Origin of the sequence: Sphaerospermopsis reniformis (genome assembly GCF_005402885.1) — a bacterium.
Classification (GTDB): Bacteria; Cyanobacteriota; Cyanobacteriia; order Cyanobacteriales; family Nostocaceae; genus Sphaerospermopsis; species Sphaerospermopsis kisseleviana.
The window spans coordinates 12,400-38,152 of sequence record NZ_BJCE01000007.1; the positions used below are offsets into that span (position 1 = coordinate 12,400).

Below are 25,753 nucleotides of genomic sequence, written 5' to 3' on the forward strand. Positions count from 1 at the left end.
TTATGGCAGTATTTACAAGCGGTAAGAGGGAGAGAAAACCCTTTATTGGCAAAGAGTTTTTAGATAAAGTAATTCGTCTACCTTGGACTTGGCGAATTACAATTTTATACCTAGCTTTCATGTTGTTTCTGCCTATTGCGGCTATGTTTTTCAAAGCTAGTACAGAACCACCTGCAAAGTTTTGGGAAATTGCTACCAGTGAATTAGCATTGGCAACTTATAATGTAACTTTTGTAACTTCATTTTTGGCTGCTGCTGTTAATGGTATATTTGGTACATTAATTGCTTGGGTATTGGTAAGGTACGATTTCCCTTTAAAGCGAATTTTTGATGCTACCGTAGATTTACCCTTTGCTTTGCCGACATCGGTAGCAGGTTTAACTTTAGCAACTGTGTATAGTGATAATGGTTGGATCGGTTCTTTACTTGCACCTTTAGGTATAAAAGTTTCCTTTACTCGTTTGGGTGTAGGTGTAGCGATGATTTATATATCTTTGCCGTTTGTGGTGAGGACTGTACAACCTGTATTGCAAGAGATGGAAAAGGAACTTGAAGAAGTAGCTTGGAGTTTGGGCGCTTCTCAGTGGAAAACTTTTACCAAGGTGATTTTACCGCCTTTGTTTCCCACAATTTTAACTGGTATTGCTTTGGGTTTTTCTCGTGCAGTGGGTGAGTATGGTTCGACGGTAATTATTGCTTCTAACACACCGTTTCAAGATTTAATTGCACCAGTGTTAATTTTCCAACGTTTAGAACAATATGATTATTCAGGTGCAACGGTGATAGGGGTTGTTTTATTGGCAATTTCTCTAGTTTTACTCTTAGCAATTAATTTATTACAAGCTTGGGCAAGAAGATATGACAACAGGTAAACCAAAGCAAAGTTGGGTTCCAGGGGTTTTAATTGGGATAGCTGTTGCTTATTTATTTCTGGTGCAGTATATCCCAACTATTAATGTGTTTTACCAAGCTTTTAAAAACGGAATTGGACCATTTTTTGAGAATTTGAGTAGAGTGGACTTTCTCCATGCTGCTTGGTTAACTCTATTATTAGCTGTGATTTCTATACCTATCAATACTGTTTTTGGTTTGTGTGCAGCTTGGGCGATCGCTCGCCATAAATTCCCTGGTCGTGCTATTGTTTTAAGTATTATTGATCTACCTTTTTCTATCTCTCCAGTTGTTGCAGGTTTGATGATTGTTTTACTCTATGGTAGACAAGGTTGGTTTGGTCCTTGGCTGCAAAGTCATGATATTCAAATCATTTTTGCTTTTCCAGGAATGGTTTTAGCTACTTCTTTTGTGAGTATGCCTTTTGTTGCTAGGGAAGTGATTCCGGTTTTGGAAGAGTTTGGGAAAGACCCGGAAGAAGCAGCGAAAACTTTGGGTGCAAATGAGTGGCAAACTTTTTGGCGTGTGACTTTACCTAGTATTCGTTGGGGTTTACTCTATGGTTTAATTTTAACAAATGCCAGAGCTATGGGTGAATTTGGGGCGGTTTCTGTGGTGTCTGGTAATATTGCTGGTAAAACCCAAAGTTTGCCTTTGTTTGTGGAAGATGCCTATAAGCAATATGAGACGGAAGCAGCTTTTTCGGCAGCGGTTTTGTTGGCATTTTTGGCGGTGGTAACTTTGGTGGTGAAGGAAGTTTTGGAGAGGAAAACTCGTATTAAGGATGTGGAGTAATTGGTGATTGGTGATTGGTGATTGGTGATTGGGTAAAATATAATCCGTATTAAGGATGTGGAGTAATTCTTACTTGGCGCTGACACAAAGGAAAGAGGTTTTAGAGGGATTTTGTGTGAGTTTTCAAATTTTCAAAGAATTGGAATTAAGAAAATAGGATCAAGATTGTAAATTGCTGGGCAGGTGTTTTTATGAGTGATGAAAATATTTTGATAAGTCAGAGAATTAGGGTGAGAATTACCAAGGATTATCATCAAGAACCTGTTATTTCTCGTCTGGTTTCTGATTATGGTTTAACTATCAATATCAAAGCTGCTTTTTTAGGTCAGGATGCTATTAGTGATGGTTGGTTTGATTTAGATTTACAGGGAACTGAAACGCAAATTTCTAATGGTTTAAGTTATCTGCAAGAGTTAAAGTTAGAAGTTTGGGATGAGGATAGAATAGGTAATTGGTAATATCAAATATCACCCTAACCCCCCTTTTTTAGGGGGGCTTATTTTTATTTTATTTCTAGGTTTAACTAAGACACTCTGCTAGGTCTTTTTCTGGTGTGGTGATGAGTTGTAAATGATAGGTTTCTGATAGCAATTTGACAAGGTTTGCTGATAGGAATGCGGGAAGGGTTGGCCCGATGCGAATGTTTTTAATGCCTAAATAAAGTAGAGTTAATAAAACAGCGATCGCCTTTTGTTCATACCATGATATTATCATTGATAATGGTAGTTCATTCACTCCTACTTCAAAGGCATTTGCTAAAGCTACGGCAATTTGAATTACTGAATAAGCATCATTACATTGTCCCACATCTAATAATCTGGGAATACCGCCAATATCACCTAATTGTTTATCAAAGAAGCGGAATTTTCCACAACCTAATGTTAAGACTATACAATCATTAGGAACTTGTTCTACTAATTCACTATAGTAGTTTCTGCCTGGTTTTGCACCATCACAACCACCTACTAGGAAGAAGTGTTTGATGTCTCCTGATTTTACAGCATCAATTACTGTATCTGCAACTCCTAAAACCGCATTTCTGGCAAAACCTGTGGTTACTATTCCTTTGTTTTCTTCATCTGTAAAACCTGGTAGTTCTAATGCTTTATTAATGATGGGTGAAACATCAGAAATACTCAAATGTTGTAAACCAGGATAACCCACTGGACCTAATGTAAATACTTTGTTTTTGTAAGTTTCATGGGGTGGTACAAGACAGTTTGTAGTCATGGCGATCGCACCAGGAAATTTTTCAAATTCATGGGTTTGATTTTGCCATGCTGTACCATAATGTCCATAAAGATGGGGGTATTGTTGTTTTAATTTTGGATAACCATGCGCTGGTAATAATTCCCCATGAGTGTAAACTTTAATTTCTGTTCCTGCGGTTGCTTCTAAAATAGCTTTTAATGCTAATAAATCATGTCCAGAAACGAGAATTGCTTTTCCTTTTATATGTCCTAATTTTACAGGTGTGGGTGTGGGATGTCCAAAGGTTTCTGTATTTCCTGCGTCTAAAAGCTGCATTGCTGTCAGGTTAATTTCCCCAATTTTTAAAGCTAAGTTTAACCAATCTTGTAAAGTTTTATCTTGGTTATCTAAATCAGCTAAAACTTCATGGCAGAATGTATATAAACCTTCATCATGCTGATTTAATTCTAAGGCATGAAAAGCATAAGCAGCTAAACCTTTTAAACCATATAATACTGTAAGTTTGAGAGAGAAAATATCAACGTTATTTGCAGATTGACTGATAAATTCAAATTCTAAATCTTTACCTTGTTGAATTTGATCTGTTAAACTACTGGCAGGTTGAAAGGTGTTAATATTGGAAACAACAACTTTATTACCTAATGCTTGAATTTTTAACTTCAGACTGTCACGCAGTGCGATCGCCCGATTCACAAAAGCGATAAAATCAGAAGTTGTAAAATTCACATTGGTTAATGTGGAAAATAGCATCTCACAGGTAAACTCATCGGTGTCACGAGTATTAATACCTAAAGATTTTGCTTGTAATGCTATTTGGGAAAGTCCGCGTAAACAATGTACTAATAAATCTTGTAAAGCATCTACTTCGGGACTTTTACCACACGCACCCCACTGATGACAGACATCTCCACGGGTGGTTTGTTCACATTGGTTACAGAACATAATTCGTTCCTCAACTCTTGATGCTTACAGTGTAGTGATTGCGATTGAGGATATCCTTGATTTAAGTCAAGTTTTTGGGTAAAGTTTGGTAAAGATTAATTTACTCTTTAGACAACCGTAGTTTTTATTTAGCGATAAGTTCAAACTATAGCTCGTGCTAGAGGCTGATTTGAAACGCAGTTAGATCAACCTCGTCGGACTTAATAGCTAGAATATGGCGGAATTTAAAGATTTCAATGTTATCAATAATTTTGAAACCTGCTGACTCCAGTCCTTGAACAAATGCTTGAGAATTCTTAAATCTAGAAGTTGCTTCATAAATCCAAAGTTGACCATCCAGCTTCAATGTACGAGCAGCTTGAACAATATATTGATTAATATTGATACCCATTAATGAAAGATTAAACATCACAACATCTAGACAACCATCTTCCAATGGGACATGAGCCATATCACACTCAATCACAGATTCATTAATAGCAATGAAATCGAAGCTATGAATTGTGTGTTTACCTGCAAGATTTTTGGCAATCAAAGCTTCACCACAACCAAAGTCACCAATAATCAATCCTGAACGCTTTTGAAGCCACTTGATTGCTTCTTCATAAGGAATAACGTGCCAAGTTTTTCGTGCTTCTTGATAGAGGGTATGATATTGCATCCATTCTTCTGGATTTTCTTGAAGACGTTGATAATTAGTATGGCTATAACTGCTGTTCCAACGGGCATTCATCCTGCTAAAATCACCATATTGAGTGTATCGTCTTTGAACATCTATAGGATCAACATCTGGAAGCGGAACAAAAATTTTAGGTCTAATAATTGATTTCTGTTCTCCAGTTTTCAGACGATCTAACCATCTTCGCAAATCTCGGAATGCTTGCGTTTCAGTGCGTAATTGCCCTTCTGGCATAACGCCATCAACAGCAGCATCAGCAATCGTTTGTTTATTTTGAAGCCTTGCAAATCTTCCCTCATCCCAACTCCAATATTCTCCATCATCAAAACCATAAGTTATGGGCATGATAATTGATAGGCTTGAATGACTCTGACCTTGGCGATTTAACCGACCTTCTAACTGTTCTAACTCCGCACTTGTCCAGGGAGGAATATTAAGAATTAGGCGATCGCATACTTTCTGAAAACCATCAACTCCTACAGCCATTGCACTACTAGCAATCAGAATATCTGTAGAACCATTAATAAATTCGTTGAAACCATTTTTATTTCCACCTATATGGAAATCAACAGTCCAACCTTCAGATTTAATTGCTTCATGTAGCTGCTCTACAATGCCTTCTACATAATGGGTATAGATAATGGTTTTGGGCTGTAGTTGTTGAATAATTATCGGAATTCTGGCACGAGTAAGAATTTGCTCCATTTTCAAAATAGATGTACCATTTTCTCGAATTTCATTAACAAGATGTGTACAATCAATACGAATTTTAATGCGGTTTATCTGGATTTTAGGTTTAACTCTAGAGCGAATTCCCAGCGTAACAAACGCCTGATACAATTTCATACAGTTATTAAGTGTTGCCTTTTCTCCTAAATCAATATGGTTCTCACCTGTAACTAATTCAACTAAACTTTTACCTTCTTTTAGATTATTGATGACAGGTGTGGCACTCATACCAAGCACATGAACTTCTGGATTTTTTTCGGCTGCATTAGTAATTAGAGCCATCACCATTTGCCGCCGTTTAGAAGGATCATCACTTCGTTGCTTACACCGATGAATTTCATCAATAATAATTAAGTCTATTTTATAGCGTTCTAGTAGTTGACTAATGTGAGTAGGTGTAGAATGCAGTTGAAAAAGTTCATGATTAAGGATGATGTAGTGATGTCCATTATTAACATCATCCCAATATGGATTAAACCTTCTTTCAGTAACCTTACTATTAGGAAAGACTTGCAAAATTTCACTATGCCAGTTTGAAACCGTATCTCGCGGACAAATGATGATTGTCAAATTAGCATCAATAATACGGCTACTGAGGATACCGCCAATAGTCTTTCCTGTGCCAGTTAAGGAAAGATTGAGCATCCGCTTTTGGTTACGTAACCGTACCGCAGCTAATTTTTGCATTAAGTTTGGAGGCGTTAACTTGCCATTTATCCGAAATCCCCATCCTGCTGGAATAGGCATATTTTTTGCTTGATAATATTCGTCCAGAAATTGATCTCTAACCTGACGACCGTATCCTTCATCTGTAAATTCTTCTACTACTTCAACTGCTGATTCATCCTCAAAGACTTCTGCCCAAATTCGGTTACGTCTTGAAGCAACAAAAAATTCTATTGCTTCTTGATCTGCCGAAGCTACCACTTTACTATTCAGAAATTCTAAGCTTTTCTGTATTTTATATTTTGGTAGCTCTTTCAAATTTTCATAGTTATCATTTTGTGCTGGATTATAATTACTAAACTCAGATGTGGTATCTATCTCTAACGAAGTTGGTTCAATAGCGTTATCTATTACTTTTAATTCTTTATTAGCATTTATAACTTCATTAGATTCTATTTCAGAGTCAGACTTGGTTACTTCTTTATCTTGTAAAAAGTTTTTAAGTTTAGTCCCAGAAAGCTTACCCTTTATCAAATTTTTGATAATCTTCAATCCTTCTGAATTTTGAGTACCTAAAACTCCTGCTTGTTCAAATATTTTGTATCGTTCTGCGGGAGTTAGATTAGGTATATGTTCTTCCAAACTAGCAACAAACTGGCGAATTGCTTCTATAGTCCAACCAGAACCGCATCGAGAGCAACCGTTGTTACCTTTTTCCCAAGAACTTTTAGTAATAGCTCCTATTCTGGCTTGCCACTCGTAACCGTCATGTGGACATTTAAACCAAGCTTCTCTGCTTGAACCTCTTGTTAATTGATGAGGATTTAAACCTAAAATATCATTTTTATCAAAATCCCAATACTGTACTATGTAATTAGGATAAAGAGCAATCAATGATGTATTTTCAGTAGCTATTAAGCCCCGGCAAGCAGGACATCCACTATTACCTTTTTTCCAAGAAGCCCTACCTAATAAAGTAATTTTTGCTTGCCACTCATACCCGTCAATAGGACATTTAAACCAAGCTTGCTTATTAGAACCAATTGTTAATTTCATCGGATCTAATTTTAGTTCATCATTTTTCTCAGAGTGCCAATACTTAGAAACTTCTTCTGGAAACTCTACTGCTATTGGCTCTCGACGTTTCCACTCTCCCATTTTTCGCTCATCAGTCCCATTGCAAACTCGACATCCTGCATTACCTTTTGACCATTGCTGATTAACTGTGCCACTAATCGTTGCTTGCCATTCATTGTCATCAATAGGGCATTTAAACCAAGCTTTCTTATTGCTGCCCAGAGTTGTCTTATCAGGTTCAATACCTAATGCTTGATTTTTTTCGTAATTCCAATACTGTTCAACAAATTCTGGATAAATCTCTATCAGTTTCGGTTGTTTTTCTGCTTTTTTTATCTTTCCTGCACAAATGGGACAACCACTTGTTCCGTTTCTTGCCCAACTTGTTGTGATATCATTAGGTTTCTTCTTCCATGAATGTCCATCAATAGGACATTTAAACCATACGTTCTGAGTTTGACTACCAGCAGGTATATCTTCAGGCTTCAAGTCACCATTCTTTTCATAGTCCCATAACTCAGCAACTTGCTTTGGATAGAGAGCAGCTAAACTTCTCGCATATAATTCAGCTTTTGCTTGCTCTTGCTTTGCCTTTTCAGTAGCAGCATTCTCCTGCTCACGCTCCTCCAAATATTCCTTAAATGCAGGGTTAGAATTAAGGACTTGCCTAACTCTCTCTCTAGTTACTTTATAGTGATCTCCTATTTGTTGATAGGAGAAACCTATCTTATAAAGTTCAAGATATTCATTACTTTTATCAAGCCTTTTTTGCCTCTTAATTTCGAGTTTGGATTGCTTGTTAATATCTGTTGTTTTTTCAAACTGATTCGCTGTGATTTCAGTAAATTCTCCTTTAAAATACTGGTATACGTTTTTTCCTAGCTCAGAAAGACAAAAATGCCCATTTTCTTCTTTGACTAAACCACGCTCAATTAAACTGGACACCAAATTGTCAGAGGTCTTTAACTGACTAATAGGAAGAGGGGAAACAAATAAAGCTTTTATAAACTGTTTTTGCTTTTTCCCAAGTCCCTTAGCAGATTCCTGAATATTTTGTGTATCTACCATAGTTGGTTGTTGAGAGTATGTATTTTAATTAGGTTAGTAATTTCTACTGTCTATTTATTTTAACCATGTATATAATATATCAAATTTTTTTCGCAGAAACGAGTTTATGGGTTTTAATAAAATTTACTTATAATAGTGTTTGGTATACGTAGCAAGGTGGAGCGAGCGAACTGATTTAGAGCGCAACGCCTCATAATAAAGAAAGCCTTGTGTCGCGCTCAAGAAATTGTGCATCGTTGTACGGATTCTTGTTAGCAGACACACTCATTACTTAACGAAGAGAAGAAGCAACTCATGACTCTCACTGAAAAAGTCCTAGAAGTCAAAAACTTCCTCCACCAAACCCCCATCTTTGAAAACATCATTGATGAACAACTCCAAGCAGTTGCTAATATTGCTATTCTCCAAACATACAAAAAAAACGAAACCCTATTTTGGGAAGGAGACGCAGCAACGGGATTTTTTATTGTTAAATCTGGTAAAATCAAAGTATTCAAAGTAGCAAACCACGGTAAAGAACAAATATTACACATCTTTGAAATATCAGAATACTTTGCAGAAGTTCCCGCTTTTGATGGGGGAAACTTCCCCGCATCCGCAGCAGCAATAGAATTTTCTGAAGTTGTCTTTATTCCCAGAACTTCATTTTTCATGGTTTTACAACAACATCCCACTTTAGCAATAGCCATGCTGGGAACTTTTGCACGACATCTCAGGCATTTAACCCACTTGGTTAATGCTCTTTCTTTCCAAGAAGTTCCAGAAAGATTAACCAATTATCTATTAAAATTAAGTCAGAAAAACGGTAATATCAATGTTGTCGAATTAGACTTACCCAAAACCCAACTAGCTGCTTTATTAGGTACTGTTCCTGAAACCCTTTCTCGCGCTTTTTATAAACTCACTCAAGAGGGTAAAATTACAGTGAACGGAACAAAAATTATGTTATCTGATGAAATACTCACATCCAAGAGTACCTAAAGCTTAATATATGACTCCCTTGGATCATACATATATGATACCAGAAAAAAAGAGTATGTCAATATCAATGGCTGAAATAACCGATCTTCGTAAAATTACTGATAATATTATCAATAATATTGAGAATAGAGGCTTGTTATTGCGAAAAAAAGAGAGTTGAAAAATTTTTGGATTTTTGAGATTTAAAAAATTTATGAATAACGAACCGCAAAGTACGCAAAGGAAAGAGGTTTTATCTCTGCGACTCTGCGTGAGCTTTAAAAATTCTGTAACTTATATTGCTTCCACTTCTCCTGCTGTCTTGCTCTTTTTTCCTCCGTCAAACTATCAAAACAGTGAGGACAAGAAATACCTTCTTCATACTTAGGTGAAGTTTTATCAGCCTCAGCAATGGGATGTCCACAACAGAAGCATAACTCATAACTGCCCTCTTCCAATCCGTGACGCACCGCAACCCGTTCATCAAATACAAAACATTCCCCTTCCCATAAACTTTCTTCTTTGGGGACTTCTTCTAAGTATTTCAGAATACCCCCTTTGAGATGATAAACTTCCTCAAAACCTTGAGCCAGCATATAAGATGTGGCTTTTTCGCAGCGAATACCACCAGTACAGAATAAGGCAACTTTTTTATGTTTGTTCGGGTCTAAGTTTTTACTTACATATTCAGGAAAATCTCGGAAAATCTGCGTTTGGGGATTTTTTGCCCTTTTGAAAGTTCCTATACTAACTTCATAATCATTACGGGTATCAACTACTGTTACTTCTGGATCAGAAATCAAATCATTCCATTCCTTTGGAGTGACGTAGTTTCCTACCTTTTCATTTGGGTCAACTTCCGGTATTCCTAATGTAACAATTTCGCGTTTTAACCGCACTTTCATCTTTTCAAATGGCGGTGTGTCGGTGTATGATTCTTTGTGTTCTAAGTCTGCTAACCGCGCATCACTACGGAGAAATCCCAAAACCGCATCAATCCCAGAACGAGAACCAGCTATGGTCCCGTTAATGCCTTCTTTGGCTAGTAAAATTGTGCCTTTGATGCCTTGTTGCTGACAAAAAGATAACAGCGGTGCTTGCAGTTCTTGATCATCGGGTAAACTGACAAATTTATACAGCGCAGCTACAACTATAATATTTTCTTGGTTATTTTCTGGGTTCATCTGTTTACAAAAAAAGAATAATAGGATATTATTTACTTTAAGTTTAAAGTTAACTCGTTTCTGAAAAAGAGGAACTTGTTTAATTTTGAATTTTGACTTGAAAAACGGGGGTTTAGCTCAGTTGGTAGAGCGCCTGCTTTGCAAGCAGGATGTCAGCGGTTCGAGTCCGCTAACCTCCATCTAGGTTTTTTGGAAGACAACGGATAAATTATTTGCTGGCATTTGGTAAATTTTCTGCAATGTCAAATCTTCAGCTTTTGCTGCTTCTACCACATCTTCTAAATTACGCACTCCCCAAGCTGGGTTTTGCGATCGCAAAGACTCATCAAAAGCAGCGTTACTGGGTGCGGTATGTTGACCGTTTTGTTTATAAGGTCCGTATAAATAAAGGATACCATCTGGCGGTAAAATTCGTCCAGCCCCGGACATCAGTCCTGAACAAGCTGACCAAGGGGAAATATGAATCATATTAATATTGACTATAGTAACTATTGGCGAGTCGGTGATTTTTTCTTTCTCTACTGGCCAAACCGGTAACTGTACATCTATATCTAAAGGTGGGTAAATATAATCACTTTTACATTCTGCCATCCAAGCTGTGATACTGTCTCTTAAGAGGGGGTTTGGGTCAGAAGGTAGCCATTTTCGCGGTGCTAGATGATGTGCAAAAAATACCGCGTGTTCTCCTGTACCACTGGCTATTTCTAAAATTGTTCCTGTTGTGGGTAAGACTTGTTGAAGTACCTCTAAAATGGGTTCGCGGTTGCGTTGGGTTGCGGGTGCAAATTGTTTTTGTTCTGGGGTTGTGTGCATGTTTTTGAGTTTTTAGGGAACGCAGATGAACGCAGATAAACGCAGATAATTTCAGAAGTTTTATTTTTTGTAGTTTTACATATTTGTATAATATTCACATAAAATTATTATAATTGCGATCTTCGCTTTCTATTTACATAATTTGTGAGCATCCAACTTTGCTAAAATCATAGCATGGATAAAAAACCCCTTATCCATTCTCTTCCCTTTGTGTACTTTGCGTACTTTGCGGTTTGCTTATTTCATAACCTGGACAAATTACTATTTGCAATACTCATTCATATTGTTTTACGTTTTACCACACTACAGGAGAAAAAGTTGCCTAAGTCTATTCATTCCACCCAACCACCATTAAAATTTATTCCCCCAAATTTTCAACCGTTGGTACTCAAGGTGATGTCTTTTTTTCTCCCTTTTATTTTACGGGTGAGAACTAGACCTTGGCTACCTGCTGGTATTGTGAACATAGAAGCTGAAAACGCCGAAGTGTTAGCTAAATTATATCATGAATTTCAAGAGGGTAAAATTAGATTTTTAATTGCTTTTCGTCATCCAGAAGTTGAAGATCCTTTAACAATGCTATATTTGCTTTCTCGCATTGTTCCCAAGGTAGCGCGGGAAAAAGGCATTGATTTAAAATATCCTGTTCATAGTCATTTTATGTATGAAAGAGGCATGACTTTATGGGCGGGAAATTGGTTAGGATGGTTATTTTCTCGCTGCGGTGGTGTACCAGTTCGTAGGGGAAGAAAAGTAGATAGAAATGCAATTCAAATGGTAAGAAATTTATTTGTCAATGCAGAAATGCCTATTGCGATCGCTCCTGAAGGTGGTACAAATGGTCATAGTAGTATTGTCAGTCCTTTAGAACCTGGTGTAGCACAAATAAGTTTTTGGTGTGTGGAAGATTTGCAAAAAGCTAACCGCCCAGAAACGGTTTTTATTATTCCTATTGGTATTAAATATAGTTATGTTAACCCACCTTGGGAAAAAATAGAATGGCTAATATCAAAATTAGAAGCTGATAGTGGTTTACCAGTTGATGAAATTAATCAAACTGGCAAGAATGGGGAAGAAATTTTATATCAGCGACTTTTTCGTTTAGCAGAATATTTAATTACGGAAATGGAAGACTTTTATCGGCGTTTTTATCATCGAGATTTACCAGTAATTATTTGTGAAGAAACAGCTAACCCTAATCAGGTTTTAATTAATAGGTTAGGAAATTTAATGGATACAGCTTTACAGGTGGCTGAAGAATATTTTAATGTGACGGCACAAGGTAATTTTATTGATAGATGTCGGCGGTTAGAAGAAGCCGGTTGGAATTATATTTATCGTGATGATATCGAGGATATCAATAGTTTACCACCTTTTAAACGTGGTCTAGCTGACTGGGTAGCAGAAGAAGCAGATTTGCGAATGCAACATATCCGAATAGCCGAAAGTTTTGTAGCGGTGACAGCTAATTATATTCAAGAAAAACCGACAGCTGATAGGTTTGCAGAAACGACTTTATTAATGTTTGATATGTTGTCTAGAATTAAAGATTCGACTTTACCTGGAAGACCACGTTTAGGTTTAAAACAAGCGATGATTACTGTCGGTGAACCAATTTCCGTAACAGAAAGATGGGAAAAATGTCAGGGAAATAAACAAGCTGCTAGAAAAGGTGTGAGTGATTTAACAAAGGATTTATTTGCAGCTTTGCAGCAGTTGATTAAAGATTAAAAAAAGATTAAAAAAAGATTAAAAGCTTACGCAATTTCTGTCAGGATATCCACAGGGTAGACGCAAAGACTCAAAAAAGACTCAAATAAGTTTATTGGTATCTTTGCGTGATTTTATAACAAACCTAGTCTTCCAAATCTAAACCTGTATCATCATCATTATCATAAGCCAGATCGTCGAGGTCGATAATCTCGGAAATTTCTTCTTCAACGTCACTGGTCAGGTCAGATTCTATATGCTCACGCGCTATTAGACGACCAGTTGATTTTAACCATTCCAGCAGTATAAATTCATTACTGGTACGAATTACTGTAGCTCTTTGGTTGCGGGGTTGTTCATGTAGTGGTCCGTTGAGCATAAAATATATTGCCTATATGCCTATATATTGCCTAAAAATTTTGTCCGTATAAGGTCTAATTTCTTAACAACAATTTAGTTGTGCTTTAATTATAAACTATTTTTTGCATAATTAATTATTCATGGCTAAAATATTTTTTGCTACAGATTCTCCTACAGAAATTACTGATAAACGATTACCTTTTTTAACTACTAATAATTCATCTCCCGTAAATTTTTCTTTAAGTGTAGATAAAAAAATCGGTTGAGAAAATACCTCGGCAAACTCTACCTTTACAGTTAACCACCGGGGAGATTCAGGAGTAGACTTAGGATCATAATATTTACTATTAGTATCAAATTGAGTTGGATCAGCAATACCAGTTTCTACTATTTTCATCAAACCGAAAATTCCTGGAGGTTCAGCATTAGAATGATAGAAAAAAGCCAAATCTCCTATTTGCATTTGCTTTAAAAAATTCCGTGCTTGATAATTTCGCACACCATCCCAAATAGTTTGTTTTTGAGTTTGTAAATCAAGAATACTATAGACAGAAGGTTCAGATTTCATTAACCAGTAATTCATATATTAAATAGGGAATTGGGAATTGGGAATTGGGAATAGGGAATTGGGAATTGGGAATTGGGAATTGGGAATAGCTGATTAAAAAACATAAAAGTGATTACCCAGTCCCCAGTCCCCAGTCACCAGTCACCAGTCCCCTGTCACCAGTCCCCTGTCCCCAGTCACCTAACTAGCAGCTAATTTACCCCAACCAATATAAGGTAAATTGTTTGCTACAGCTTTCACCTGTGCTGCATTTGCTACCAACTGTCCGCAAGCATCCCAAGTACCAGACACAAAAGTGGTTTTAGTTCCCTCACCCATAAACACCGGAAAAGTCAAATCATTGATTTTTACTTGCAAATTTTCCACATTTATGGTAATAGGCGCTTGGGGATTAGCAGTAACTAAATCTTGCAATTGCTTAACTATACTCGGTTCGGCTGTAACGCAAGGTATACCCATTGCCACACAGTTACCAAAGAAAATTTCCGCAAAGCTTTCACCAATAATGGCTTTGATGCCCCATTTAGCTAACGCTTGGGGTGCGTGTTCTCTGGATGAACCACAGCCAAAGTTACGGTTAACAATTAATATCTTTGCTCCTTGGTATTGGGGAAGATCGAAAGGATGTTGACCATTTAAAGCTGTTCTATCGTCAATAAATGCACCTTCTCCTAAACCATCAAAGGTGATGGCTTTTAAGTAGCGGGCGGGTATAATGCGATCTGTGTCGATGTCATCGCCAATTAAAGGAACGGCGCGATCGCTTATCTGTTTGATTTCACTTACCATAGTTTTAATGAACCGCAAAGTACACAAAGGACACGAAGGAAGAAGAGCTTAAGAGAGATTTTTCTTGTGTTTCTAGAGTTTTTTAATGAATGAACCACAGAGACACAGAGGAAACAGAGAAAGAAGAGTTTAAGAAACTTTATGTATGTAAACCACACTTTTAATTTCTCTCTGCGCCTCTGCGCCTCTGCGTGAGATAAAAAAGATGTAGTTTTTTTACCGACAATTTCGGTCTACAGCATTTCCCGTACATCAGCAACTTCACCCTTAATAGCGGCAGTTGCTACCATTGCCGGACTCATTAACAGGGTGCGACCGGATGCTGATCCTTGTCTACCTTTGAAGTTGCGGTTAGACGATGAGGCGCTGATCTGTCTTCCTTGTAGTTTGTCGGGGTTCATGGCTAAACACATGGAACACCCTGGTTCTCTCCACTCAAAGCCAGCTTCAACAAAGATTTTATCTAGTCCTTCGGCTTCGGCTTCTTTTTTCACCCGTTCTGAACCGGGAACGACAAAGGCTTTTACACCTGCTGCAACTTTACGACCTTGGGCTATTTTCGCCGCTTCTCTTAGGTCGCTGATGCGTCCGTTAGTGCAGCTACCGATAAAGCAAACGTCAATTTTTGTACCTTGGATCGGTTGACCAGGGTAAAGATCCATGTAACGATAAGCTTCTTCAGCAACAAAGCGATCTTCTTCTGCTAGTTCTGCTGCTGCGGGAATTTTCTGATCAACGCCTATTCCTTGACCGGGTGTTATTCCCCAGGTGACTGTCGGGGGGATATCTTCGGCATTAAATACTACTACATCATCATATTCGGCATTGGCATCACTCCGCAGAGATTCCCACCAAGCAACGGCTTTGTCCCAGTCTGCACCTTGGGGAGCGAAGTCTCTATTTTTCAGATATTCGTAAGTAATTTCATCAGGGTTCACATATCCGCATCTTGCACCACCTTCGATCGCCATATTGCAAACGGTCATCCGTTCTTCCATGTTCATCTGTTCAAAGGTAGTTCCTGCATATTCGTAAGCGTAACCTACACCACCTTTAACTCCCAAGGTGCGGATAATGTGTAAAATTACATCTTTAGCGTAAACTCCGGGTCTGAGTTTTCCGTTAACTTCAATTTTTCTAACTTTGAGTTTTGATAATGCTAGGGTTTGGGAAGCGAGAACGTCGCGGACTTGACTTGTACCAATACCAAAAGCGATCGCCCCAAAAGCACCATGACTAGATGTATGACTATCTCCACAAGCTATAGTCATTCCCGGTTGGGTTAGTCCCAACTCAGGGGCAATAACATGAACTATACCTTGATTTCCCGAACCAATATTATGGAAAGTAATGTTATTTTCTTGACAGTTTTGCTCTAACGCCTGGATCATTTCTTCCGCCATGCTATCCAAAAACGGACGTGCTTGGTTATCCGTAGGAACAATATGATCAACAGTGGCCACTGTGCGCTGTGGGAATAAAACTTTTAAACCCCTCTCTTTGAGCATAGCAAAGGCTTGAGGACTGGTAACTTCATGGATAAGGTGGAGGCCGATGAATAGTTGCGTTAGTCCTGATGGAAGTGTACCAACGGTGTGGATGTCCCAAACTTTGTCAAACAGAGTTCCCTTGCTCATACATCAAATTCTATGTTAAAGGAGTTGAGCTTTTGATTATATCAGAAAAGCGATAACGTTATCGAAAAATCAATAGGTAGGTTGGGTTGTTCGCGTTAGCGTTGCGAAGCATGGAACGAAACCCAACATCATTAAAACCTTTGTTGGGTTGCGCTGTCGCTTAACCCAACCTACATTTAGTAACTTTAAATTGTCTCCGGGTCAATATTTAATTCTCTCAATTTTGCCGCTAAACGTGCTGCTTTTTCAGCTTCTGCTTCTGCTCTTTTAGCTTCAGCTTTTCTTGCTTCTGCTTCTTGTTCTGCTCTTTTAGCTTCTTGTTCTGCACTTTCTTCCGGTGTAGGAACTAAAATTCCTTCCCGTGTAAAATACCGCAATAAACCATTATAAACACCCAAATATAAACCTAGTTGTTGACTCCATAAATGTCCTTTTTCATTTGCTGTCAACGGTTCATATTCTCCATCTAATAAATGAAAACCCGCAAATTCTAAAGTGTAAGGATCAAACCAAAAATAATCTGGAGTGCGGAATGTATTTTGATAGAGTTGTTTTTTAAATTCTCTATCTGTTTTTGCTGTACTGGGTGAGAGAATTTCGACAATTATATTAGGATATTTACCATCTTCATCCCACACTACCCAGCTTTTACGGGTTTTGCGTTCAGTTCCTAAAACAACAAAGAAATCTGGACCACGAGAATCTTCTGATTTTTTCTGATTTGGACTATAGTAAATGGTTAGGTTTCCAGCAGCATAGAAATCATTTCTATTTTTCCATAACCATTTAAGACATTTAATTAAGAGCATAATCTGCTCTAGATGCAGTTCTGTTTCCACGGGAGGTTCATCACTATATAAATCTCCAGGGGGAAATATTACATCTTGGTAGATGTTTTCTTGGGTTTCTTGTTCTTGTGCAATGATCATATATTTGATATGGCATCAAGTTGTAATTTTTTGATTATAACATTAGGTAATGGGTAATGGGTAATTGGTAATGGGTAATGGGTAATTGGTAATTGGTAATTGGTAATTGGTAAAAAACATCCTGTAAATCCTTAAATCCTGGATATCCTGATTCAGACAATGAAAATAATTAAACGCAGATGAACGCAGATGAACGCGGATTTTTAGATCCCCGACTTCTATTACTCGTTCCTATACTCTGTATGGGAATGAATGATTTAAGGCTCTGCCTTCTGATATATACTAGAGTCAGAGACTCTATTTAGCATTCCCAGTCGGAGACTGGGAACGAGTTTAAATCCTAGACATCCTGATTCAGACAATTTTTTAATTTTTAATTCAAATCGGCATTCTTGGAGGTGCTGTTCTCCACATTAATTCAATTTCTTCGGGTGTTAACTGATAAGTTTGATTCACTAAATCTGCAAGTCGCTGTTCTAATTTCACAGCTTCATTTTTGCGGTTTTGAATTTCTGGAACATAATCATTATGTGCTTGACGTAAGGCTTTAAAAGCTGGTATACTTAATGGATCAGATGCTTTTTTAGCTGTCTTGGGTTTGGGCATTCTTTTTCTGACTTCTTCCACAAATTCATCAAATTCTAAAGTTGCAAAATCTGCTAGTTTATTTCCCAGTTTTTCAATTTTGTATTCTATTTGCAACCAGTCGAGAACGTCTTTATAAACTTGTCCGTTGAGTTTGGTTATTTCTATTAAACGATTGACAATTTCTTCTACTTCTGCGCGTATTTCTGCTGTGGGTTGTGCAATGGGTAGATTTTCCATATAAATGTTTTTTAACCTTAGTGTTTCATTCAGTCCATGAATTGTAGTTCGAGACAAGTAATACCACATTAATGGTGAATTTAAAACTGCTAATATCCAAAGGTCACTTGAACTGAAAATAAAACATAAATCATTAGTAAAAATGCCAGTATTATCAAAACAGAACTCTGAATAAGTAGAAAGGTCTTTCCAAACAATCTTTGGTTGTTCAAACAAATGAGAATAACCTGAACCATAACGACTGAGTGCATACCAAGGAAATCTTCCTTGTTTGACTTCTGGACGCAGTTCTAAACCTTTTCTGTGTTCTTCTAACCAAAACAAAACAGAAGGATAATTATTGATCGGACAATCCCATTTTACAAAAATAATCCATAAATTATCCCATTCAGGACACCATCTTTTGATATCTTGTCCTCTCAATAACGGTTTAATAATTTCTGCACATTTCGGATCATCTAAAATCAGCTTTCTCTTAGTCGCATCATCTATTAAAAAAGCTTCATTAAAACCTGTCATTATTCCCCGATATGGTTTAACACCAGTAAACTCTTTTAACGGAACACCAACCCGTTGAATTTTCTGCATTAACTCATCCACCGCAGGAGGTTCTAAACTCCAAGCATTAGCAGAAAACCGCGACCAAGGTATAGTATAACTATTCTCTTCATTCTGCACATATTGAGTCAGGTTAATTTTCGGTAACTCCTCACGGGGAACAATACAAATTACAACTTCTTTATTTTCCCTCTCCGTTTCCGAAACTTTAGTTTTCCTGACTGCAACAATACAGGGAAAAGTATCAGCATCTTCAAAAATTGGTGCGTGTCCAAAATCAATAATTTGTTCAAACACACTTGACTGAGAAAAGAACCTTCTCAAAGCTTCCCCATAACCAGAACGTAACCATTTATTAGTCACAATATAGGAAAGTATTCCCTCTGGTTTCAATAAATTCAAACCTTTCTCATAAAAATAAATATAGATATCCGCTACCCCATCATAGGTTTGATAATGTTCCTGTAAATAAGGTTTAAAAGGTGATAATAATTCCTGACGAATATAAGGAGGATTTCCAATTACTACATCAAAACCACCTTCAGCGCAAACTTGGGTAAATTCATTTTCCCAAATAAAAGGTAAATCTGTAAACTCTGCATCAGCAACAATAGAATTACCAACTTTGATATTATCATCTAAATAAGTTAAAGCTTTACCCTGAGTTGCAGTTTTTAACCACAAAGATAACTTAGTAATTTCTACTGACTCTGGAGATAAGTCAACCCCAAATAAATTATTACTCAGAATAGTTTTATCTAATTCCAGATTTTCTGAATCTTGATATTGTAAAAACCGCAAATTATCATGCACTCGTTGATACTGACTTTGCAAATAATCAAAAGCAGCAATTAAAAATGCACCCGAACCACACGCAGGATCAACAACTCGCGTTTTTACTAATATCTCATTTCGGTAAGTTAACCAAAATTGAATTTCTTGCGATCGCTGTTTTTCTGAATCTGTAAATTCTGCTAACTGTAAACTCTGTCTTAACTGAGTTTCCCGTTTTTGTAAATATCCACCAATGGCAATCTCGACAATATATTGAGTAATATAAGCAGGAGTATAAAACACTCCTAATTTTTTCCGCTTACCTTGTTTTTTATCAAACTCCTGTTTAGTAAAATCAGCTTTTAATTCTTCTAAATCTGTAATTGACTGTTCAAAAATCCGCCCTAAAATATCTACAGAAACTTCGGAATCAAAATCAAACCGTGTCAGGTTTTTCAGTTGGGTACATAAAGGATCAGGAATATTTAATGTTTCATCTAATAGCGGATCATGTTGAAACAAACCACCATTATAACCGGGAATTGGTGGATCATCATTACCTTGATCAACCCAGCGAAAAACGTCTTTATAAATTTCCCAAATCGGACGATTATTATAAGCATTTCTGCTATCATGAGCTTTAGTAATTGTCTGTTCTGGTAATAATCCCCTATCCTCACAAAATGCAATAAATAAAATTCTGTCTAATGTCTTTTGTGCTTTTTCAATTAATACCGCATCACGGTTAGGAATAGATGATTTATCAATAAAGCGAAAATGTTTAACTATGTTTAATCTGACTTGTTTATATTCCTCATACAGTTGTTTGGTAATATCTTCCTGTGCTTGATCAGAAGTGGTTAATAATCTATCAATTACAGATACATCTTTGATCGGTAAAAAATTATCCCGACAAAGAATAAAATAGAATTTTTTAAACTCCTGAAAATCTGCTAAATCTGCTAATACAAACTTTTCATAATAAGCTGGAGTTTTATTAATATGATATAATCGTAATTCTCGATAATTAGAAATAATGATCCAACGACAATCAGGAGTATAATTAGCATAATGCCATCCTTGATCAACTGCTGATTTATCCCTTCCTGATGCAGCACGATCTAAATTATTTTTAGTTCCTTTTAATTCAATAGGTGCTACTACTTGACCTTGTAATTTTACCTGACCTTTTTGGTTTTCTGTCGCGGTAAAATATCCTAAAGCAGCATCAGCAAAACCACCACCATCAGCAATGTTTTTTTCTGGGTAAAGTTCCCATTTTTTACCCCCACCATCAATTACAGAACGATAACTTAATACATCTTGAAATATCTCTTTTAAGAAATTTCCCTGTAAGGAAACTTCACTGATTTTATCCAGTGTACCTGAATTTAAAGCTTCAACCCATTTGCTAATTATTTGATGACGTGCTGTTAAATCTTCAGGAAATTTAAAAGCACCCAAGGCATTTTTTAACGCCTTTTTCTGAAATAAAGCTTTATCGTCTTTTTGATTCATATCTCATACCTATTGGTTCACTATTATTGAGTCTAACCTACCATGATTAAACAACAAATAAGCGTAACTGCCGAGGTAGGAAAACCGGGGATATTCCCATAAGGGTTAACGGCTATAGAATAAGGTTTTTAGACTGTTATAATAATCTAAAATCTGCTTCACCTGTTCCTCATTAGTATTTGGTTGGCAAGAAATAGACAAACCAGCAATTTGACTTTGATCATAATCAAAATCTGAAGAAGTTTGGGGAATTAAATCCACATCAACCCCTTCCACCTGCCGCAAATGTGCTGCTATTTCTCGATATACAGCTAAAGGTAAATTAGGAAATTCTATTTTTTGTTGATTCTGTTCCATAATTCCATAAAAAGTATAAAATCATCACTATAATATAAAACCGGACATTTCCGGTTATGCAACCAATTTAATTGCCAGAATTGATGTTATATCTATAAACTTACAGCAAACTTACAGCAGATTGTCAATGAATGAAGTACAAACTGCACAACAAAATGACTCCTGACTCCTGACAGCGTAGCGCCAGCCATATTCTGCTGTAACCAGATAGCTAACTAACTCTTACAAACCCATTGAAATGGAAACCCCAACAGCAGGTTGTGCAGGTTCAGACTTTGCAGGTTCAGACTTTGCAGGTTCAGACTTTGCAGGTTCGGCAGAGGGTTTTTCTCCCACTGCTTTAGCAACTTCAATTCCGAACTGTTCAAACACAACCACAGGATTAGAACCTCTGTTCATCTCAATTCGTTTAATCAAAACCCCATTACCCAATCTTTGCCCAGCTTGTACATAGCGGCTGGTAAGTTCTTCCGGCACTTTAATAATTGCCTGGGGTTCTTTACCAATAACAACTATACCACTGACCAAAACCGCTTGAGCATCTTCATGCTTGGGAGCAGGTGGTAACACAGGCTTAACAGGCTCTTTAGCCACAACTTGAGGCAAAACCATGGGCAAAACTGGAGTCAAAGGAGGTTTTGGTTGAGGTGGAGGAGTAGTAATTTGTACACGAGCCTGGACATTTTGTCCCCCCTGAGCTTGATTTGTTCCTGTTTGTTGTGGAGTTGGCAAAGGAGGCAGTTTAGGAACTTCTTTTTGCTCAGAATTGGCAGCAATTGGTACCCATAAGGGCTTAATAATTTTCGCAAATGGATCAGTCCGCCCTTTTTGTGCCAAATCCACGCGCAAATCGCCTCTAGTGGATTCAATCAAGCCGGGATTATTTGCCTTTATTGCTTGATCTTTTTGAGAAGACACCACAGGATTAGCAAAGGGTGTCTTTTCTTCTGGTTTTTCTGCTGCTGTTTGGGGAATTGTTGCTGCTGGAGGAGTGTTAGTAGCTTCTGGCGTATCATTAACTGTACATCCAGCGATCGCCAAAGTTAAAATAGCTGCAGCTACAATCTGTGAATTAATTTGTGAATTTATACCCATTAGCTGTTCTCGAAAGCTATAGGAAAGTTTACTTATGGAAATCAACACGCCTGAAATTGTGATTACAGGCCAAGTCTGTTTTCTTTATAACCTAAATTTTACATTTCCAGAGTTATTTTTAACACTCCAGCAAATCATGGTTTCAGAGGATTGGCTATTAATTTTCAGGCGCTACCATGATTTTTTTCAGCATATCCAATCCTTTTTTGACTTTACGAGAAACAGTAACTACACTAATTCCTAAATGTTCTGCAACTTGCTTCTGTGTCAAATCATGTAAAAACACGCATTCTAACACTTCCCGGGTGCGGTTTTCCAACTGTACTAATACTTGTTGTAATCTGATTTGGTCTTCTTGCGCTAATTGAAAGCTGCGGTAATTTGGATCGGGAACCAATTCCCCCAAACTGGTAGATCCTTCTTCTCCATTCTGTATGGGTACATCCAAACTCAGAGGAGAGCGATTCACCCATGCTAATTTAATTTCCTGCCATTCACTTTGAGAAATTTCCAATGCACCAGCTATTTCTGCATCAGTCGGTTGGCGGTTGTATTTTTCCCGCAAAGAACGGGAAACACCTATGGCTTGCTGTTGTAGTGCTAACCAGCGCCGGGGTATCCGCATGGTTACGCCTTTGTCCCGGAGGTAATGTTGAATTTCCCCACGAATGTAAGGAATAGCGTAAGAACTAAAGGCGTGTCCTTTAGAAAGTTCAAATTTCTCAATAGCTCTAATTAAACCCAAACAGCCGACTTGGATCAAATCTTCATAGCTTTCATGACATTGATTTATCCAGTAGTGAGCTTCTTTTCTCACCAGCCCAAAATTTAGTTTCACTAGTTGATTACGAAGGCGTTCTGAGGGACATTGCTCATATTCTCGCAACAACTGTGAAATCTCATGTTTTAGTTCGTTCGTGGCTGTAGTAGGCATAGCACATTCAGGATTTAGCAAATAGAGTGTTTATTAATCGCTGCTAAACTTAATTTTTAGACGCGCTATAGGCAGATATGCACGTTCTTGAACAACTCATAAAGCCATCAGGCAGACTAAAATTTTTGGCTAGAAAAGATTTTGAGGATGGGTTGAAAATCTAGGGCGATTTTCAGCAGAGTTGCTTTTTAGTGATCGAAGTCAATTTGGTCTGTTGTAGCTTATTAAACAACTCGCATAGAATTAAAATATACAATTCTTTCCCTAATGTCAAACCGGGATATTACGTAACTTAATAAATGCAATATGAAATGTACTGATAAATAGCCAAAAATTCTATCTATTATTTTTCTAAATTAATAAAAATTATTGATTAGTAATAGTACGTATTTAATTTTATTAAATTCATCTAATTTCCCAAAACATGAATTTGACAACTGTTTATTTACGGAAAAATCACAGGTGATGAGAAATCAGCCAAAAGTTTACCAGTCTAAAAAAAACCAACTACCCTCTCAAAAAGCAGGGCAGTTGGATAAATTTTTTTATAGCTGTAGACAGAGTAGTTAGAACATCAATTAATCATGAAACTGCTACTAAAAAAGGATTTTACTCCTGACTCTTGAACGGTAGTTGCTTCATTTGAGGAGTTACCCCTGTGGACGGGTTTCTCGGCTGGAAGGGAGTGGCGTGAGACCCTAAGACCGCACCGCCTCCTCCTGACTACTGCTATAACAACAGGAATTTAGCCGCGATTTGTTTCTACGCGACCGTAGAATAAACCACGAATCTTAACTTCTTTAGGTTCGCCAGCACCCAAATCTGTATCAGAGGGCTGTATACTTTCAAAAGTACCAGCTATTTCGCCAGTAGAACTGTCTACTTTAGCTACTTGTAAAGAAATCTTGCCATTGAGGATTTCTGTACGCTTCACATTAGCTCGTGTCAAATCATCATCGTCGGCTTGGGCTGGTAATGCCACAGCATTATCATAACCACTGACAACACCACGACCTTTGGGATCTAGGAAAGAAGCACCACGATAAGAAGGAACTTTAAACTTACCTTCAAAATCAGTAGAAGTATTAATGCTGGTCAAATTAGGCTGTGTTTGTGCAATCAAGTTTTTGACAGTAAATAAGAAAGGTACTAGTTCACCACCAGGAAGTTTGACTGTGATAGCTTGGAAATCAAGACCATCTTTTTCTACAAAGGTCAGACTGTTATCTGGGTTGATTTTTAAATCACCTTGTACTTGATCAATAGTGGATGTGTTACGAGTCACCAATTTACCAGCTACAAATTCAGCTTCTTGCCGTTTGTTAGCGGGTTCTTCTTTGACAAAGTAATTGGTAGGTTCTAAGCACAGTTCTTTGATGGTGTAGGTCTGACCGTTATCCAAAGCAATAGAACCACGGCTTGTTTCTGCCAGCTGAGGGCATTTGTTAGCCAAGCCAGTACCTCGAATTTGTTCGTAAGTCAGCAAGTCTCTGCTGCTAGATGAAGGCGCATCACTACAAGCAGTTATCAGCCCCAAGCATAAAGCTAAGAATGCAACTATTAAAGCGCGATACCTCATGGTCAACCTCAATGTCATTAATATTTAAGTTGTAAAACGGCTCTACTAAACGTAATAAAACGCATTCCGTTTTGAGTTTTCAGGTTTAGCTTCAGAACCAGCAGTTTCTCTCATCAGAGTTAGATGGAAGTTGCTTTTTCCTTAGCTTCAAACCAACAGTCTACTGAGTGGCATTTGGCAGGGTTTGGCTAAATGGATGAGTAGACCACAACACAGAAACGCCTCAAGGCATCTGTTATTAATGCGAAGTAGGCTATACTTCGCGCTTTGCTCTTACATCAGGTAAAAGCGGCATGACCCAAATCATCCTGTATTGTATATGTATTGCTAGTACATACAATCTTTGGTTTGATAGGGAAATTAGCCAAGTTATAGTGCCAAAAAGCATAAGATTTCTCTGATGCTATTTGTTAGTCGGAAATGAATCCCCAAAATTCACTAAAACGTAATTAAGCCCTCACATTAAATCTGTGGGGATTACTTTACGTACAATATTCAAACTACCATTCACATTGGCATCAATCAATTGACAATTAGCGCCTTGTCATTAGTAGTTCTTCGCTTGATTTTCGCTTGCTTTTTGTGATTTCGCTCTTACCCCTGCCCATCCTCCCTTTTTTCGGGTGTTTCGGGTATTGTATTACTTTTATAGAACAGCAGCAGAAAATTACATGAACAATGACCAAAATTTGCCAGCGGGAAATTTATCTGCTAAGTTGCAAGCGATCGCATCTGCTGTGCAAGATGCAGCCCACGCTTGTCAAGGCAATGTTACAGCATTATTATCTTTGCTGAGACAATTGGAAAAGTTACATAAAGAGATTCGTGATGGAATTTTTCAAGATAGTTTGCCCGATAACCGCCAAAGACTGTACGCACTGCTCAGAGATATTGAGTCTGAGGGGGGTTGGCCTTATATTGAACGTATGCGATTACAAGAATTTCTAGTGAATTTACCAGTAGAAAGTAATGAAAAAACTCCTGTTATCCACAACACTAACGAATCCTGTGATACTGATAACTGGTTAGAATGGTAAGCTCAAGAGTTTACCAATCACCAATTACCGTGGTTTTCAGGAATTAGACTCAAACCAGAAAGGGGTT

Annotated in this window: 20 protein-coding genes and 1 tRNA gene; 7 read left to right on the top strand and 14 right to left on the bottom strand. The window is 37.5% G+C overall.

The genetic code is table 11. The features are described from left to right. Positions 1-2 precede the first annotated feature (2 nt). The 3 genes from cysT (at position 3) to FFR48_RS02020 (ending at position 2,144) form a co-directional block, all read left to right on the top strand. Complete coding sequence (gene cysT / locus FFR48_RS02010; RefSeq protein WP_137666190.1) at positions 3-872, top strand: sulfate ABC transporter permease subunit CysT; 870 nt, start codon at positions 3-5, stop codon at positions 870-872. Further along, positions 859-1,686, top strand: coding sequence for a sulfate ABC transporter permease subunit CysW (gene cysW / locus FFR48_RS02015; RefSeq protein ID WP_137666191.1), 828 nt, complete (start codon positions 859-861; stop codon positions 1,684-1,686). The genes cysT and cysW overlap by 14 nt, the downstream gene beginning before the upstream one ends. A 191-nt stretch (positions 1,687-1,877) precedes the next feature. Then, a complete protein-coding gene (locus FFR48_RS02020) occupies positions 1,878-2,144 on the top strand; it encodes an NIL domain-containing protein (RefSeq protein WP_137666192.1) in 267 nt (88 codons plus the stop codon). 61 nt (positions 2,145-2,205) lie between these two features. Here FFR48_RS02020 and hcp read toward each other — a convergent pair whose 3' ends face one another. Further along, a complete protein-coding gene (gene hcp / locus FFR48_RS02025) occupies positions 2,206-3,840 on the bottom strand; it encodes a hydroxylamine reductase (RefSeq protein WP_137666193.1) in 1,635 nt (544 codons plus the stop codon). A 157-nt stretch (positions 3,841-3,997) separates the two neighbouring features. After that, complete coding sequence (locus FFR48_RS02030; protein WP_137666194.1) at positions 3,998-8,059, bottom strand: zinc-ribbon domain-containing protein; 4,062 nt, start codon at positions 8,057-8,059, stop codon at positions 3,998-4,000. Between the two features lie 294 nt (positions 8,060-8,353). On the opposite strand from FFR48_RS02030, the gene FFR48_RS02035 reads away from it, so the two are divergent. Further along, positions 8,354-9,040 (top strand): Crp/Fnr family transcriptional regulator, encoded by a 687-nt coding sequence (locus FFR48_RS02035; RefSeq protein WP_137666195.1) that lies wholly within the window; start codon positions 8,354-8,356, stop codon positions 9,038-9,040. A gap of 257 nt (positions 9,041-9,297) precedes the next feature. On the opposite strand, the gene trhO is transcribed toward FFR48_RS02035, so the two are convergent. Next, positions 9,298-10,203, bottom strand: a complete 906-nt coding sequence (trhO, locus tag FFR48_RS02040) for an oxygen-dependent tRNA uridine(34) hydroxylase TrhO (protein ID WP_137666196.1) — start codon at positions 10,201-10,203, stop codon at positions 9,298-9,300. A 106-nt stretch (positions 10,204-10,309) separates the two neighbouring features. Between trhO and FFR48_RS02045 the strand changes: the two genes are divergently transcribed. Next, a tRNA-Ala gene (locus tag FFR48_RS02045) sits at positions 10,310-10,382 on the top strand. A 1-nt stretch (position 10,383) separates the two neighbouring features. Here the strand turns inward: FFR48_RS02045 and FFR48_RS02050 are convergent. After that, on the bottom strand, positions 10,384-11,016 hold the full coding sequence (locus tag FFR48_RS02050; RefSeq protein ID WP_137666197.1) for a class I SAM-dependent methyltransferase: 633 nt from the start codon (positions 11,014-11,016) through the stop codon (positions 10,384-10,386). Between the two features lie 318 nt (positions 11,017-11,334). On the opposite strand from FFR48_RS02050, the gene FFR48_RS02055 reads away from it, so the two are divergent. Next, positions 11,335-12,747, top strand: a complete 1,413-nt coding sequence (locus FFR48_RS02055) for a 1-acyl-sn-glycerol-3-phosphate acyltransferase (RefSeq protein ID WP_201277557.1) — start codon at positions 11,335-11,337, stop codon at positions 12,745-12,747. Between the two features lie 124 nt (positions 12,748-12,871). Here the strand turns inward: FFR48_RS02055 and FFR48_RS02060 are convergent, their stop codons facing one another. From FFR48_RS02060 to FFR48_RS02105, 10 genes are all read right to left on the bottom strand, one after another. Further along, positions 12,872-13,105 carry a DUF3134 domain-containing protein gene (locus tag FFR48_RS02060; RefSeq protein ID WP_096566699.1) on the bottom strand — a complete coding sequence of 78 codons (234 nt, stop codon included), beginning with the start codon at positions 13,103-13,105 and terminating at the stop codon, positions 12,872-12,874. 111 nt (positions 13,106-13,216) lie between these two features. Beyond that, positions 13,217-13,669: an EVE domain-containing protein gene (locus FFR48_RS02065; RefSeq protein WP_137666199.1), complete on the bottom strand. Its 453-nt coding sequence runs from the start codon at positions 13,667-13,669 to the stop codon at positions 13,217-13,219. A gap of 165 nt (positions 13,670-13,834) precedes the next feature. Next, on the bottom strand, positions 13,835-14,443 hold the full coding sequence (gene leuD, locus FFR48_RS02070; protein ID WP_096566695.1) for a 3-isopropylmalate dehydratase small subunit: 609 nt from the start codon (positions 14,441-14,443) through the stop codon (positions 13,835-13,837). Positions 14,444-14,676: 233 nt separating this feature from the next. Continuing rightward, positions 14,677-16,080: a 3-isopropylmalate dehydratase large subunit gene (leuC, locus tag FFR48_RS02075; protein WP_137666200.1), complete on the bottom strand. Its 1,404-nt coding sequence runs from the start codon at positions 16,078-16,080 to the stop codon at positions 14,677-14,679. A 185-nt stretch (positions 16,081-16,265) separates the two neighbouring features. Continuing rightward, complete coding sequence (locus tag FFR48_RS02080) at positions 16,266-17,009, bottom strand: Uma2 family endonuclease (RefSeq protein WP_137666201.1); 744 nt, start codon at positions 17,007-17,009, stop codon at positions 16,266-16,268. A 378-nt stretch (positions 17,010-17,387) separates the two neighbouring features. Next, the gene (locus tag FFR48_RS02085; protein ID WP_137666202.1) at positions 17,388-20,684 is read right to left on the bottom strand and encodes an Eco57I restriction-modification methylase domain-containing protein; all 3,297 of its coding nucleotides are present in this window, start codon (positions 20,682-20,684) and stop codon (positions 17,388-17,390) included. 105 nt (positions 20,685-20,789) lie between these two features. Beyond that, positions 20,790-21,041, bottom strand: a complete 252-nt coding sequence (locus FFR48_RS02090) for a hypothetical protein (RefSeq protein WP_137666203.1) — start codon at positions 21,039-21,041, stop codon at positions 20,790-20,792. A gap of 222 nt (positions 21,042-21,263) precedes the next feature. Continuing rightward, positions 21,264-22,136, bottom strand: a complete 873-nt coding sequence (locus tag FFR48_RS02095) for a hypothetical protein (RefSeq protein ID WP_201277558.1) — start codon at positions 22,134-22,136, stop codon at positions 21,264-21,266. Between the two features lie 157 nt (positions 22,137-22,293). Continuing rightward, on the bottom strand, positions 22,294-23,070 hold the full coding sequence (locus FFR48_RS02100) for an RNA polymerase sigma factor SigF (protein WP_137666204.1): 777 nt from the start codon (positions 23,068-23,070) through the stop codon (positions 22,294-22,296). Between the two features lie 745 nt (positions 23,071-23,815). After that, complete coding sequence (locus FFR48_RS02105) at positions 23,816-24,649, bottom strand: photosystem II manganese-stabilizing polypeptide (RefSeq protein ID WP_096566685.1); 834 nt, start codon at positions 24,647-24,649, stop codon at positions 23,816-23,818. A 671-nt stretch (positions 24,650-25,320) separates the two neighbouring features. On the opposite strand from FFR48_RS02105, the gene FFR48_RS02110 reads away from it, so the two are divergent. Next, positions 25,321-25,686 (top strand): hypothetical protein, encoded by a 366-nt coding sequence (locus FFR48_RS02110; RefSeq protein WP_137666205.1) that lies wholly within the window; start codon positions 25,321-25,323, stop codon positions 25,684-25,686. Positions 25,687-25,753 lie beyond the last annotated feature (67 nt).

Coding starts and splice junctions, on each gene's coding strand:
- cysT (WP_137666190.1), top strand. CDS start 3: ATGGCAGTATTTACAAGCGGTAAGAGGGAGAGAAAACCCTTTATTGGC.
- cysW (WP_137666191.1), top strand. CDS start 859: ATGACAACAGGTAAACCAAAGCAAAGTTGGGTTCCAGGGGTTTTAATT.
- FFR48_RS02020 (WP_137666192.1), top strand. CDS start 1,878: ATGAGTGATGAAAATATTTTGATAAGTCAGAGAATTAGGGTGAGAATT.
- hcp (WP_137666193.1), bottom strand. CDS start 3,840: ATGTTCTGTAACCAATGTGAACAAACCACCCGTGGAGATGTCTGTCAT.
- FFR48_RS02030 (WP_137666194.1), bottom strand. CDS start 8,059: ATGGTAGATACACAAAATATTCAGGAATCTGCTAAGGGACTTGGGAAA.
- FFR48_RS02035 (WP_137666195.1), top strand. CDS start 8,354: ATGACTCTCACTGAAAAAGTCCTAGAAGTCAAAAACTTCCTCCACCAA.
- trhO (WP_137666196.1), bottom strand. CDS start 10,203: ATGAACCCAGAAAATAACCAAGAAAATATTATAGTTGTAGCTGCGCTG.
- FFR48_RS02050 (WP_137666197.1), bottom strand. CDS start 11,016: ATGCACACAACCCCAGAACAAAAACAATTTGCACCCGCAACCCAACGC.
- FFR48_RS02060 (WP_096566699.1), bottom strand. CDS start 13,105: ATGCTCAACGGACCACTACATGAACAACCCCGCAACCAAAGAGCTACA.
- FFR48_RS02065 (WP_137666199.1), bottom strand. CDS start 13,669: ATGAATTACTGGTTAATGAAATCTGAACCTTCTGTCTATAGTATTCTT.
- leuD (WP_096566695.1), bottom strand. CDS start 14,443: ATGGTAAGTGAAATCAAACAGATAAGCGATCGCGCCGTTCCTTTAATT.
- leuC (WP_137666200.1), bottom strand. CDS start 16,080: ATGAGCAAGGGAACTCTGTTTGACAAAGTTTGGGACATCCACACCGTT.
- FFR48_RS02080 (WP_137666201.1), bottom strand. CDS start 17,009: ATGATCATTGCACAAGAACAAGAAACCCAAGAAAACATCTACCAAGAT.
- FFR48_RS02085 (WP_137666202.1), bottom strand. CDS start 20,684: ATGAATCAAAAAGACGATAAAGCTTTATTTCAGAAAAAGGCGTTAAAA.
- FFR48_RS02090 (WP_137666203.1), bottom strand. CDS start 21,041: ATGGAACAGAATCAACAAAAAATAGAATTTCCTAATTTACCTTTAGCT.
- FFR48_RS02095 (WP_201277558.1), bottom strand. CDS start 22,136: ATGGGTATAAATTCACAAATTAATTCACAGATTGTAGCTGCAGCTATT.
- FFR48_RS02100 (WP_137666204.1), bottom strand. CDS start 23,070: ATGCCTACTACAGCCACGAACGAACTAAAACATGAGATTTCACAGTTG.
- FFR48_RS02105 (WP_096566685.1), bottom strand. CDS start 24,649: ATGAGGTATCGCGCTTTAATAGTTGCATTCTTAGCTTTATGCTTGGGG.
- FFR48_RS02110 (WP_137666205.1), top strand. CDS start 25,321: ATGAACAATGACCAAAATTTGCCAGCGGGAAATTTATCTGCTAAGTTG.